This is a genomic window from Neobacillus drentensis (assembly GCF_036965245.1).
In the GTDB taxonomy this organism is placed as follows: domain Bacteria; phylum Bacillota; class Bacilli; order Bacillales; family Cytobacillaceae; genus Neobacillus; species Neobacillus drentensis_G.
In genome coordinates, this window is sequence record NZ_JBALPG010000011.1 from 37810 (window position 1) to 51684 (window position 13875).

Genomic DNA, 13875 nt, shown 5'->3' on the forward strand with positions numbered 1-13875 from the left:
GTAAGATTTGTCCTTCATAGGGCTGATGAAGACCCTTTTTGGTGATTTCATAGAGAGATTTGTCTTTCATAAGGTTGATGAGATACATTATTGCTGATTTCATAGCAAGGTTTGTTCTCATAAACTAATACGTTGTACAATAGGGAAGATATGAATATTACTTCTAGGAGCAGACGAATGGATATAAAAGTGCAATCGTTAATGAATTATTACTATGGTAAGTTGATTGAAAATACGTTTGATGAGAAGGATGTCTATGCTTTTTTACAATTAATCCGAAATCGCAGAAAAGAGAATCATTGTATCAATGAGCTTACAGATTTTGTTGCGCAGCGTGAAAAATATAAAGGTTTTGTCACGGATTACTTATTTGAGACAAGAAAAAAGTTTGAGAGCCTCGGGAAAACGAACGCGGTTCTTAGGATTGAAGATGTTTTTTCCTTCAAGGAAATAAAAAATAGCATTAACAAAGCTTTAGAGGATTGGCAGTTAAAAGGTCTAACTAAAGAGAAGATGAATGATTTTGTCACCTGCCTCATTTCCATCCTTCAGCAGGTTAACATCATAGATGATGACAGAGTGATTGGTAAACTCTTTTTTGCCATCTCTCAAAAACAGATCATCCTGATGGCAGAATTAGAGGTTTATCAAAATGTGTTCAAGAAGACCAATGCTGTCTTTCCGATTCTGACCGCCAATAATAGTTATCTAGATATTAAAAAGCAGGATCGATTTGATACGCCTTATTTATTTGCAGATAAGGTTATTGAAATAACTAGTCAGGAAGGGAAGCTGGAGATTATAATTTCTGATTTAATAATCTCTTAAATTAGTGGTGCCTGACCCCTGATCCGTTAAAGCTATACCATACTTGGGGTCAGGCACCATCATTTAATTGTTATGTTCAGTTTTTTCATTCGATACTGCAAGCTTTGCCGGCTTAATCCTAGTAAGCTTGCTGACTTAGAAATATTGAAGTCATTGTTTCGTAATACACTCTCAATATAGGATTTTTCAAAAAGATCCATCTGTTCCTTTAGGGGAGCTGTTGTAGTTCCCTGGTCATTCAAAAATGCATCTATGGAAAAAGTCGGTGCTCCTCTATCTTTGACGTGCATTTTATTCCGGTATTGAAAGGGTAAATGCGAGTACATAATGATTTCTTCTTCATCCATCATGATGTTCATGGCGGCCTCAATAATATGTTCGAGTTCGCGAACATTTCCGTGCCAAGCATTTTCCATGAAAGATTGTTTTACTTCATCAGATAACCCTTTTACCTCCATTTGAAACAGCTCATTATATTTCTCAATAAAATGGTGGACGAGTGATGGAATATCTTCCTTACGTTCCCTTAATGGAGGAATAAAGATTGTCACAACTCCAAGACGGTAATATAAGTCTTTCCGCAGCCGATTGTTCGTAATCGCATCAATCGGATCCTCATTCATATTGGCAATAACCCGGACATCCACAGGCGTATCCTTTGTATCTCCGAGACGGCGAATCATTTTTTCCTGGAGGACACGCAGAAGCTTTGCTTGCAGATTTAAATTCAGCGAGTTAATCTCATCAAGTAATAAGGTGCCGCCGTTTGCCTGTTCAAATAATCCTGGCTGATCAATCGCGCCTGTAAAGGCTCCACGTTTCGTACCGAAGAGAAGACTTTCGATTAAATTATCAGGGAGCGCTGCACAATTTTGGGATATATATGGACCGGAAAAACGATTGCTTCCATTATGAATACTTTGAGCAAAAAGCTCTTTCCCTGTGCCGGTCTCACCGACAATAAGGACATAAGAGGAGGTGCGGGTGGCCCGCTTTGCACTTTCAATGACGTACGTTATCGCGGCACTGCTGCCAATAATGCTATCAAATGTAAACCTCAAAGTCCCTTTGTTATTGATATTTCCTTTTATTAACCGTTCCAGCCTTGTCACATCACGGGCAATTTCAACAGCACCCTGAATTTGATTATTTGCATAAATAGGGATCGTATTATTGATTGTGGTAATTTCACGGCCTTTGTTATTAAAATAAGTTTGCTTTACATTATTTGTCTCCTTGCCCTCTTGGAGCGCCTTTACAAGAGTACTGGACTGGTCTTCCTTAAACATAAAGACGTCTAAAAGGTTTTTATTCATGACGTCTTGACTATCCATGGACTCTATTTGCATCATTTTTTTGTTGTAAATAATCGTCCTTCCCGTTTCATCCACAGCATGAACACCGACATCTACTTCGTCTAAAATTTGTTGATACATCTGGTTAACATATTGCAAATAATCTGTCGTTTTTTTTGAATGTTCCATGCTAATTTCATTCCCTTTTCCTGGTACTATATAAAATTATTAAAACATTAAAAACTTTCTAATGCAAAAATTATTTGCGTTATTGTAAAAATTAAAAATATTTGCGCCAAAAAATTTTGCATTAAATATATAAAAGCCTCATAAAATAAGGTTTTTATTGTTGGCACAGTACTTGCATATATAATGTGTGAAACCTTTATTTTTACCGCGTCATTACAGGTGCCATCGTCGGCTATCAGCCATTTAGGGGCTCTACTATGTCAGGAGCAGATTCCAAAGCAGGGGCCCTGCTTATTTCCTGCTTCATTTGCAGACGTAAACAACATTTGAATCACTATAAATAGATTGCCGAAAAATGAGTTTCATCCTGGAAATATCACTTTCAGGGAAAACAAAGAAAGGGGAAAAAATAGTGACTAGGACAACGATAAAAACAACTGAAATTATTGAGCAAACACAAAAATTTGGTGCGAATAACTATCATCCGCTGCCGATCGTCATTTCAAAAGCAGAGGGAGTTTGGGTAGAAAGCCCGGAAGGAAATCGGTACATGGATATGCTTAGTGCGTATTCAGCCGTTAACCAAGGGCACCGTCATCCAAAAATCATTCAGGCATTAAAAGATCAAGCAGATAAGGTGACACTTACTTCCCGTGCTTTCCATAATGACCAACTTGGTCCATGGTATGAAAAGGTTTGTCAATTAACAAATAAAAATATGGCACTTCCAATGAATACGGGGGCAGAAGCTGTTGAAACCGCCCTTAAAGCTGCTCGCCGCTGGGGGTATGATGTTAAAGGAATTGCCGACAATCAAGCAGAAATCATTGCATGTACTGGTAATTTCCATGGCCGGACAATGGGTGCTGTTTCCTTATCATCTGATCCGGAATATAAGCGTGGATTTGGTCCAATGCTTCCGGGAATCACATTAATACCTTACGGGGATTTAGAGGCATTAAAAGCAGCGATTACCCCAAATACGGCAGCATTTTTAATTGAACCAATTCAAGGGGAAGCAGGTATCATCATTCCTCCAGCAGGGTTTATCAAAGCTGCATTTGATTTATGTAAAGAAAATAATGTACTGTTCATTGCCGATGAAATTCAGGCCGGACTCGCACGTACTGGTAAAATGTTCGCATATGAGTGGGAAGGAATCACTCCTGACATGTTGATTTTAGGAAAAGCCCTTGGCGGCGGTGTGTTCCCAATTTCCTGTGTCGTGGCGAATGCAGATATATTAGGCGTTTTCAACCCTGGTTCACACGGTTCGACTTTTGGAGGAAATCCGCTTGCCTGTGCCGTTTCCATTGCAGCACTTGAAGTGATTGAAGAAGAAAAACTAGCGGAACGCTCGCTTGAATTAGGAAATTACTTCCTTGAACAATTGAAAACCATTAATAATCCAATTATTAAAGAAGTAAGAGGCCGCGGCTTATTTATTGGTATTGAGCTAACGGAGGAAGCAAGACCATATTGTGAGCAGTTAAAGGATGAAGGATTGTTATGTAAAGAAACCCATGATACTGTCATTCGCTTTGCACCGCCGCTCATTATTACAAAAGAAGAAATTGATTGGGCTGTTGAGAAAATTAAACAAGTTTTAGCCTAAAAAATGTTTCTGCAAGGAAATATGATTCTACCAAAAAAGACTTTTCCCAAGAATTCGGGAAGAGTCTTTTTTTGTAAAGGGAGATGGTTTTGTATTGTTATGTTGCTCGGATTGATATATTGTAATAAAGACCTTTGGAATCGTCCAAACTGGAGAGTCGGGATAATAATATTTGTATGTCCATTACAGAATAGAATGACCACCAGGAACCTAAGATTGAAGCAGCTTGATAAACATAGCAGGTAATGAATTGCTCTTGATTAAGAAAAGTGACTAAATCCCCCTTGGGTGAATTTTCCAATGAGGTATCGCTACTTCACCTTAGAAATTCCACCACTTATTAGCTTTACTTTCACATCAATGGATGTAATGCTGCTTTTGTCTAAAGGAAGTTTACCTCCTTCTTCCAGTTTGTTCCACACGTTTGGCATATCTCTGTATGTGGGTTCTGATAGTCCAAGAGCATCAACCCCTAATTCAAGACCTTTGAGGTAGGTCCCCATAATTTCCTTTTTTACTTCTCGTGCTGCTAATTCTTCAAGTTCCTTTTCTTTAAAATGCTCTTTTAATTCTGGAATGTTTGCCTGCATCGAGATTTTTATGTCGAAGGTGGCTTTACCATCTGTTACCTTCGGCTTTATGGATGATTTTATTTTATCCATTACTAAAATAGCCTTCACAGATTTTTTTTCTTTAATTTCTACAGGTGTACGATCCGTTTTTTTTTCCACCCATCGTAGTCCTAAGAGATAACGACGAGCCAAACACCCTTTGAATTGTTCTTTTTCAAGAAAACAAATCCCGCCAGGTTTGAGTTTGGGCGAAATCTTCTTATTTTCTGTCCAGTTTTTCACGATGGTTAAATACGGTAACGGGACGGTTTGTCCCTCTTCATACCATTTCCGGATAAACTCGTAAAGATATAATGGTGCAATTACTGAACTTTGGGTGTATGGGTTTAAAGGGCTATTTAACTGAGAGTAAAGAACTGATAATTCCGCAGTCGAAGGGGTATTAAATATTTCCTCGATAGGTTCTTTAGTAGCCATGGTCCAAACTGTATATCGAAATTCATAATATCTATCCCAAACGTCTAAAACCTCGTTAACAACACCATGCTTTAAAGCTTCTTCGCTAAAAACAATTGTTTTAACATGACTCCAAGCGATTTTTTGCGGGCTTGATGAATACAAATGAAAAATGGCAGCATCGAAAGAATTTCCTTCCCCTTTTGCAACATATGTCTTTTGTGGTTGAGACTGACCTGACTCCTTTTTAGCTATTCCACTAAAGTTTATCATCTGTAAATAAATAACCACTTTATCGTTCACATAATCTACCCCAACAGTGTTGACATAGATCATATGTTCAATCTCTTTTGCTCCCCAACAACCAGTAAGCGTAAGAGTGAGCAGCAAAATGACAAGGATGTTTCGAGTAAGTTTCATGGTAATCGTCTTTCCTTTTTTTCTGCTTATCAAAAAAATAAACAGTTATTTTTTTCTTCCCCATGGCATTCGAAAGAGGATTTTGTATAGTTCTTGGAAATTTGGCGGGGAAAGAGGAGTCATATAATACATGCCAAAGGAACGTAAATTTACCAAGTAAAGAATAAAAGACAACAAACATATTAACACTCCAAACAAACCAAAAATGCCACTGATTATTAACACAATAATTCGAATCAAGCTGAAAACACCAACCAAAGACTGATTTACCAGAGTAAAGGTGGAGAGCACTGAAATGGCAATAATAACAATAATTCCAGGGGCTGCAATCCCGGCGCTAATGGCTGCTTGGCCGATAATTAGTCCTCCTACAACCGATAATGTTTGGCCAAAAGAAGTTGGCAGCCTTAAACCGGCTTCCCGAAATATCTCAAACAGGAGCAACATAACCAGAGCCTCCAGCGGAACTGGCAGTGGCACGCCTTGTCTAGAATTCACTAATGTTGCAAGCAAAGTGAAAGGTAGTTGATCTTGATGATATGTTGCGAGTGCTATCCAAAAACCAGGCAAAAACAAGGCAAGTGCTACTCCGCTTATTCTTAAAAACCTGGTAAATGCCACAAAGAAATTATTCAAATTAGCATCTTCGGAAGTATTTAATAAAAAATTAAAATTAATTGGTGCCATTAATACCGTTGGTGAACCTCCGACTACCAGTACAAATTTTCCGTGAAGAAGAGAATTAACGGCAAAATCAGGTCTTCCGGTATAGGCGAATAATGGGAATAACGAAAATCTGGTCAGAATTTCTTCCAGTTGATTACTGCTAACAATCCCTTTTACCTGTATGTTCATCAGCTTTGTCTTAATTTCATGTAACGCGTTTGGCTCAATAGCACTTTTTAGATATAAAAGATGAACTTTTGTGGCAGTTTGCGATCCAATCGTGTATTCTTCTACGGCCAATAATTCGGTTTTGAGCCTTTTTCTTATAAGCGCAATGTTTATCAGCGCTTCTTCAGTAAACCCATCCTTTGGACCTCTCATTGAAATCTCTGTATTTGGTTCCTCCGGATCTCTTTTTGGGGGATTTGCTAAATTTACAGAAAACATCTTGTTCGAAGGGACAAACAAAAGCAGGAGTTCACCATTTAATACAGTATCTATAATTGATTTTTCAACTTGGTCCATTTGAAGATGGGTCATGTGAAATGGAGCATTTTGTTGAAAGTCTAAAACGGTTAAAATGGGAAACTGATTTGTCATTTTTTTGAAATTAGGAATGATGTATTGTTCCACTTTTGTACTATCGCATAATCCTTCGCAGTAAACTAGATGAACATCAGCTCTTTGATTCCCTAGAGAAAAGGGGAGCGTGATTTTTTTTATATCCGAACTTGAATCAAGCAATTGATTTATTGGTTCAAGTGGTGATTTTGAATTCTTTTGAAACTTATTATTTTTGTTCACGGGTTTAATTTCTCCCTTCGATCCCCGAAGTTAATTAGCCCAACAACAATAAATGAAAATATTAGGATGCCAAATAAAGAATACGGGAGTATATATTTTGACTGAAGATGCAAAAAAAGCGGGTCACTATAAGGAATAATCGTAATACCCACCAACATAAAAAAAATAAAACTAAGCATTATCACTTTCTTTCTTTTAGTCTGAATATTGAACACATCGATGATTAAAAACATCATCAAAGAAATTCTCAAGAATGCACCACAAAACCATTGATAAATACTTAAAAAATCCAAATGTTCTACGTATCGGCCTATTGTTACTAATCTCCATTCTTCATATACAGGAAATCGGAGTTTAGCAGCTTCCTCAGGCCCAAACTCAGCGACTACACCAATTAGAGGAGTAATGGTAAGAAACATTATTAGCAGATTAATGATCCCTAACGAACGATATGATATTCGCGACCGAATATGATGCTGCAAAAAGAAGAGCATAAAAAGTTCAACCAATCCTGCACCTACATATATTGATCCGTTCCATACAGGCTGCATTCCATGAGCCAAAATAGGTTTTAAAAACGAAAAATTTCTATGTGGTATATTTGCAAATATAAGAAAAAGACCTATGATAATGACAAAAGGGAGCAAAACTCCAGCAGTATTAGCCAATGAATGAATACCCAAAAAAGCATTGATAGCAGAAATAAGGACCAGTATAAGGGTAAGAATAAGGATTGGGGTATTTGGAGTGAAAGCAAGATGGATCCAATGAACTGTGTCCCTAACTGTAACAGCACATAACACAAACAGATAAACGCTTGCTACTATTGCAAGCAAGTGCCCCAGTAATGGATGATAAGCTTGCTTAAGCCACTCAAAAAGATGCTGCTTACGTATTTTGCGAAATCCCATGTACAGCAATGCAATCCAAACAAGAGAACAAGTCCCGGCTAACAATACAGAAACCCAGGCATCGCGTTTCGCTATATCAAACAAGATAGGGATGATGATAATATGATTTAATAGACCAGTACTAAGAAAGATAATCATTACAGTTTGTACAAGTGATATCGAAGATTTCATTTTCCTTATCCTCCTCAATACTCCGCTGCTATTACTATCGTCCCTTTATTACAATAATTTATTCACACCACACTGTTAGGATTCAGTAGAGCGTAAATTTTGAAAGTCTCCCCTTCCCTAAACGATAATCTTTACATGTACAAATTAAGTTCTGAAAAGTTGTTCGATAAGATGAAAGAGTAAAAGAGAAAGAAAAGAAGTTGGATAAGATGAAATGAATAAATCTATTAGAATATTGAAGGAAGTTGTAAAAGAAACAAATGTTATATGCATAAGCTTTTTTACATAGAAAAAAAGGTAAGCTGGAAGTCCAGATTACCTTTTTAAGATAGTTTAAAGTCAGTATGAAAAAGCTTGTGTTCTCCGTGTTAACTTATCTAAGTAGATGTCTTCACGGAGTGATATAGATTTTCCTATTTGACAACTTTAATATAAAAATAAATGTCCTGTCCGACCTTTTTTGGTTCAGTGATGAGTTGGTAGCCATGTTTGACGGCTTCTTCCGGGACACTTCTAAATGATTGCGGGCAGTCGGCAATGACTTGTAATACTTCCCCAATTTTCATCGTTTTTAGCGCATCCAGCGCATAAATGACAGGATATGGTCAAGGCTCGCCGCGAATGTCTAAGGTGTAATTTACATCTATTACTTGGGACATTATTTATGCCTCCTTTGTCAGATGAGCAAGCTGCTCATTTTTTTTGCGTTTAATTCCAGTTCCATAACGGAACCTTTTTTCCCACCAGCTAGAAAGCAAAAACCAAACAATCAGCATGGCAATTGTTCCGAATAGGGCTCCTGCAGGTCCCCATAATTCCATCAAGTTTACTTTAGGCCAATTTTCAGCAAGTGCATGATAGATTCCTAAGTGATCCCACCCATAAGCTAAAACGGTGGCTCCAACGATATTTCCTGCTCCTACAACCCAGAATAACAATTGTCCTTCCATGGCACGATACATCATGCCGGTTTCACAACCGCCTGCAAGAACAATACCAAATCCGAATAACAGCCCGCCAATAACGGTGCTTGGGGCAGCTATTTTAATAAGGGCGATGGAACCGTTTTGAATATAGAAAAAGGTAACCACTACACTAATCATCATACCGACTGCGAGTGCTTTAGACATCACTGCACGTCCGCTAATCCATAAATCGCGGAAAGCGGAAGTGAAACAGATTTGACCTCGTTCAATGAGAATACCAAAGAGAGCTCCTGCAATACAAGCAACAGCTAAGAGAGGCTTACCAGCTGTGAAAAAGTAGATTACAATCCCAGTATAGACACAGGCGAAAAGCAAACCTAAAATCGGTTGGATTTTAGATTCCTGTGCTTGCTCTGACACAACCGGGTTAACAGATCCTTTGCGCAGGTTTGGCTTTCCACGCCACCATCTTGTATTAACGACCTTAACACCAAAATAGGTTCCGATCGCTGTCGTAAGCATAAAAATCCATGAGTGAAAGGAAAATTGGGGTACACCTGTAAAAAAGGCAGCTAAATTACACCCAAGGGCAAGGCGTGCGCCAAATCCCGCGATAATCCCGCCAATAAATCCTTGAACTAAGCGACGTTTTTGTTTTGGAACACGGATTTTAAAGCTGTTGCTAAGCAATATCGTAATGAGGGCGCCAACCAGCATCCCGATAACAATCCATCCATCTGTTCGGGTAAGGGGAGTTCCTTCGATACCAACTAGTTTAAAATAAGCCCACTGTGATACATCCACCCCAAACCACTGTAAGATGTGCCCTCCGAACCTGGTAAATTCCCCTGTTACAGCCCATACAGTTCCAGTAATGCCAAAATATAACGCACTAAGCAATCCCGCAATACTGATGGCTATGTAGGGATTCCAATATTCTTTGAAGATTTTCTGATACAGATTCATTGAAATCCACAACTCCTTATAATAAAAATTTATAAGCTCAATAAATAAATATTATATATGTTTTACAATAATCATCAATAGTTACTAGTAAACTTGGAAAAGTTGTCACTAAATTGACAGAAGTATGTACTGAGAAAATATATTGTAATTTGAATCATTTGGAAATGAAGGATATTTTTAGCCTTTGCAAATGGTTAAGGGTATTATGTAAGTGTAAGGACATTTATTAATCTATTGAAAGTAAGCGAAAGAAGGGATTTATTTATGGAAAAAGTGTGGGCAAACGTAGAGGCAATATTCTTAGCAGATAATCCAGAAACATTTGTGACGAGACAAATTCTAGAAGTGAATCTTGAATTTGGAGGAATCAGAGGGGATCGTCATTTCGGAGTGACCAGTAATGCTGATTCAAGACAGCCGATGTATCCAAGAGGCACAGAGATACTGAACCGCCGCCAAATAACTATTGTATCAGTGGAAGAATTAGACAGGATTGCTGAAGAATTAGGAGTCGAACAAGTAAGGCCTGAGTGGTTAGGAGCAAATCTCCTTGTAAAAGGACTTTCGGAATTAACGAAGCTCACGATGGGCTCACGGATTCTTTTTCCAAGTGGTGCTGGATTAATTTGTATGGGAGAAAATCAGCCGTGTACCTTACCTGGAGATGAAATCCAAAAGCATTATGAAGATCACGAGAAGCTGGCCTTCCGTTTTGTACGTGCCGGTTACAAGCGGCGGGGAATTGTTTGCGCAGTTGAAAGACCTGGAACAATTCACGAAAGGGATGAAGTTCAGATTCTTATCAATGATTTTAACAATCCAATGCAATAAATAGCCTGGTACGAAGCGAATGTACATAACAAGATTATGGGTAGCATTAAGGTGGTACATTCACCATATAGCTGAAATTCATTCATCAAAAGCAGCGAATTGCAAAAGGGAAAGATAACCCTTTCCCGAATACATATAGATATGCTTAAAAATGGAGAATAGGTGGAGGATCAAAATGGGCTATATTGAAGATTTACGCGAAATAATTGGAAACCGGCCAATCATTTTAGTCGGTGCTGTCGTGGGTGTTATCGATGCACATGGAAAAATTCTATTACAAAAACGACCTGAAGGCATCTGGGGGCTGCCAGGAGGCATATTAGAATTAGGAGAATCTGTTGAGGAAGCTGCAAGAAGGGAAGTGTTTGAAGAAACAGGAGTTGAAATTGGTCAGCTTCAGCTAGTAAATGTATTTTCAGGTAAGCAGTATTTTAGAAAACTGGCAAATGGGGATGAATTTTACCCTGTAACAATTGCCTATATATCAAAAGATATTAAAAGCAGTACCATAAGGATAGATGGGGAAGAATCGATTGATGCCGGATTCTTTGATATCAGAAAATTACCAGAGCATACAAGTCCTTTAGTCAGAGTGATGGTGGAACAATATTCTTATTTGCTCAAATAGAACTTAGGACTATTTGCATTGATGAAAGACACCTGATAGGCGAAGAGAAGAGCGGCAGGTGATTGATCGCCCGCCGCTTCCTTTCTATCTATTCTATTTCTTCTAAAATACCTTTTACTAATTGAACGAATGTTTTTCTAACCTTACCAGCGACTTCAATGACTTCATCATGGTTTAATGGTTGATCTAAAATTCCGCATGCCATATTGGTTAAACAAGAAATGCCAAGCACCTTCATATTTCCATGGGTTGCTACAATTGCTTCTGGAACTGTAGACATACCTACCGCATCGGCTCCTAGTGTCCGAATCATACGGATTTCAGCTGGCGTTTCGTAGGCTGGTCCACTCCACCATGCATAAACACCTTGTTGGAGGGATAAATTTTGTTCTTTGGCAACATGTGCAGCAATATTGCGTAAGCCAAGATTATATACTTGAGAAACATCAGGGAAACGTGTTCCCAGCTCATTATTATTTGGACCAATTAACGGATTGGTTCCAACTAAATTAATATGATCCGTAATTAACATTAAATCCCCTGGGTTAAAGCTAGTATTAACAGCTCCACAAGCATTGGTAATGAGTAGATTCTCAACACCAATCGCCTTCAAGACACGAACTGGAAACGTGACTTCATCTAATGTAAAGCCCTCATAATAGTGGAAGCGGCCTTTCATAGCTGCTACAGTCTTTCCTTTTAATTCACCAATAACTAATTCGTTTGCATGGCCAACTGCTTCGGACTTTGCAAAGTGAGGAATCTCGCTATATGGGATCGTGATAGGGTTTTCAATTTCATCAGCAAGAGTTCCTAAGCCAGAGCCTAAAATCATTCCAATCGTCGGACGGTGGTCAGTTTTACTCATGATAAAATCTTTGGCTTCTAAAATATCTTGTAATTTGTGCATGAAAAATTCCTCCTTGAATGAATAAAAGGTATTTTAATCATTTGTTAAATGCATAACTGTTAAACTTCTCATTACTTCAATAAAAGTTTAATTGATTCATTGGGAAATGTAAATAGATTAAAAATCATTTTGATAAAAAGTGTAGGTATAATGATTGTGTGTTTATAAATCTTATTAACCAATAGTTGATACTTTTTTGTAAAATGAGAATAAGTTAACTAGCAGAACCTTCTCCTTTTTGAATAAATCGAGTAAACTAAAAATAGTTAGCAGAACGTAAAATGGTATGTTGGAGGAAATATATGCTAAAGCAATTTATTGGCTCAATATCAAAAAAGGAGAAGAGCTTACAGCTTTTATATAGCTTAATTCGCAAGCAAGGACCTGTAAGGGTAAAAACACTATCTGAACTGACTGGATACAAACATGCGACTTGTGCTCGTTTGCTTGATGAGCTTGTTAAGGCGGGGCTCGTACAAGATAGTGGGGTAGGGGAATCAAGCGGCGGACGAAAGCCCTTGATGTATGTGATCAATCCTGATGCTTACTATTTAATAGGAGTGGAAATCACTAATTTATACACTACAGTGCTGCTCCTCAATTTAAATTTACATATCCTAAGCGCAGAAAAATTAAAGATGGATTCACATTGTACGGGGGAGTACACACTAGATTATGTGTCACGAACTGTCGATGGGCTGCTAGCTCAACATAATATTCCGAGGGAAAAAATGCTCGGAATTGGTGTCGGAGTAATTGATCCGATTGATCAGGAACAAGGGGTTATCCTAAATCCTCATTTATTCCCTGCCGATGGGTGGGATCAGCTAAATATTGTCGACTATTTAAAACAAAAAAATCAGACACTTGTGTTGTTAGAAAATGGCACTAATTTAGCTGCGTTAGCGGAATATCGAAATAACTATTGGAAAGAAACAGATAATCTAGTTTTTGTCTCAAGCGATATGGGCATTCGCTGCAGCATGATCCAGCAAGGTAGATTGGTTACAAATCAAAAGGAAATGGCGGATGCGTTTGGGCACATGATTGTTGATCTCCATGGTCAGCGATGTTCCTGCGGATCATTTGGCTGTCTGCAGGCATACAGCAGCCTGCCGGCTATTCGTAATGAAGTGATCCGTCGGATAAAACGTGGTCAACTCTCTATTCTTAAAGAAAAGGTCAATGATGTGGAAGAAATTGATTTTTTTCATATCTTGGAAGTCTTAGAGCAGGAAGATTCGCTGTGTCTAGAGGTTGTGAAGGAAGCAGCTTATTATTTTGGCATCGGTCTCTCTAATTTAATTTACCTGCTACGTCCTGATATTGTCATTTGTGGTGGAACTCTGGTACCAAAACCACTTTTTTATGAGAAGACCTCTGAAATAGCACAAAAGCGAATGATGCATTATCCAAATAACAGTGTCCAGATTAATAAATCAACAACAGCCTACAATATAGTCGCTCAGGGAGCGGGATGTATGGTATTAGATTATTTCACTGAAGAGATTCTGCCATAAAAATAGAAGGCGGCACAGTCCAAAGCCGGTCTCATTCTGACAGGTCAAGGCCAAAAAAGCAAGATCCTGTCTGAATACGGGTCTCATTCGGACAAGACAAGGCCAAAAAAGCCAGAACCTGTCTGAATGCAGGTATTATTCGGACAGGTCAAGGCCAAAAAAGCGAG

Annotated in this window: 12 protein-coding genes and 1 pseudogene; 6 read left to right on the plus strand and 7 right to left on the minus strand. The window is 38.3% G+C overall.

The genetic code is table 11. The features are described from left to right. The first annotated feature begins 177 nt into the window (after window positions 1–177). Window positions 178–828, plus strand: a complete 651-nt coding sequence (locus V7150_RS03235; protein ID WP_335513535.1) for a hypothetical protein — start codon at window positions 178–180, stop codon at window positions 826–828. Between the two features lie 59 nt (window positions 829–887). Here V7150_RS03235 and V7150_RS03240 read toward each other — a convergent pair whose 3' ends face one another. Further along, window positions 888–2312, minus strand: a complete 1425-nt coding sequence (locus V7150_RS03240; protein ID WP_335513537.1) for a sigma-54 interaction domain-containing protein — start codon at window positions 2310–2312, stop codon at window positions 888–890. Window positions 2313–2503: 191 nt separating this feature from the next. Here V7150_RS03240 and V7150_RS03245 point away from each other — a divergent pair. Together V7150_RS03245 and V7150_RS03250 are read left to right on the plus strand one after the other, a co-directional pair. Beyond that, window positions 2504–2631 (plus strand): annotated as a pseudogene (locus tag V7150_RS03245) (hypothetical protein); the annotation flags it as partial. A gap of 93 nt (window positions 2632–2724) precedes the next feature. After that, window positions 2725–3927 (plus strand): ornithine--oxo-acid transaminase, encoded by a 1203-nt coding sequence (locus V7150_RS03250; protein WP_335513539.1) that lies wholly within the window; start codon window positions 2725–2727, stop codon window positions 3925–3927. Window positions 3928–4238: 311 nt separating this feature from the next. On the opposite strand, the gene V7150_RS03255 is transcribed toward V7150_RS03250, so the two are convergent. The 5 genes from V7150_RS03255 to yedE form a co-directional block, all read right to left on the minus strand. Further along, entirely contained in the window at window positions 4239–5408 is a 1170-nt protein-coding gene (locus V7150_RS03255) for a Ger(x)C family spore germination protein (RefSeq protein ID WP_335513541.1), read from the minus strand. Window positions 5409–5420: 12 nt separating this feature from the next. Beyond that, window positions 5421–6845 (minus strand): spore germination protein, encoded by a 1425-nt coding sequence (locus tag V7150_RS03260; protein WP_335513543.1) that lies wholly within the window; start codon window positions 6843–6845, stop codon window positions 5421–5423. Next, window positions 6842–7927 (minus strand): GerAB/ArcD/ProY family transporter, encoded by a 1086-nt coding sequence (locus V7150_RS03265; protein WP_335513545.1) that lies wholly within the window; start codon window positions 7925–7927, stop codon window positions 6842–6844. Before V7150_RS03265 ends, V7150_RS03260 begins: the two co-directional genes overlap by 4 nt. Window positions 7928–8340: 413 nt before the next feature. Next, window positions 8341–8520, minus strand: a complete 180-nt coding sequence (locus V7150_RS03270) for a sulfurtransferase TusA family protein (RefSeq protein WP_335513559.1) — start codon at window positions 8518–8520, stop codon at window positions 8341–8343. A 69-nt stretch (window positions 8521–8589) separates the two neighbouring features. Next, on the minus strand, window positions 8590–9819 hold the full coding sequence (gene yedE / locus V7150_RS03275; RefSeq protein ID WP_335513547.1) for a selenium metabolism membrane protein YedE/FdhT: 1230 nt from the start codon (window positions 9817–9819) through the stop codon (window positions 8590–8592). A 264-nt stretch (window positions 9820–10083) separates the two neighbouring features. Here yedE and V7150_RS03280 point away from each other — a divergent pair, with 264 nt between their 5' ends. After that, complete coding sequence (locus tag V7150_RS03280; protein ID WP_335513549.1) at window positions 10084–10650, plus strand: MOSC domain-containing protein; 567 nt, start codon at window positions 10084–10086, stop codon at window positions 10648–10650. 175 nt (window positions 10651–10825) lie between these two features. Then, window positions 10826–11278, plus strand: coding sequence for an NUDIX hydrolase (locus V7150_RS03285; protein WP_335513551.1), 453 nt, complete (start codon window positions 10826–10828; stop codon window positions 11276–11278). An 88-nt stretch (window positions 11279–11366) separates the two neighbouring features. On the opposite strand, the gene V7150_RS03290 is transcribed toward V7150_RS03285, so the two are convergent. Next, window positions 11367–12188 carry a purine-nucleoside phosphorylase gene (locus tag V7150_RS03290; RefSeq protein ID WP_335513553.1) on the minus strand — a complete coding sequence of 274 codons (822 nt, stop codon included), beginning with the start codon at window positions 12186–12188 and terminating at the stop codon, window positions 11367–11369. Window positions 12189–12490: 302 nt separating this feature from the next. Here V7150_RS03290 and V7150_RS03295 point away from each other — a divergent pair, with 302 nt between their 5' ends. Next, window positions 12491–13708, plus strand: a complete 1218-nt coding sequence (locus V7150_RS03295; RefSeq protein WP_335513555.1) for an ROK family transcriptional regulator — start codon at window positions 12491–12493, stop codon at window positions 13706–13708. Window positions 13709–13875 lie beyond the last annotated feature (167 nt).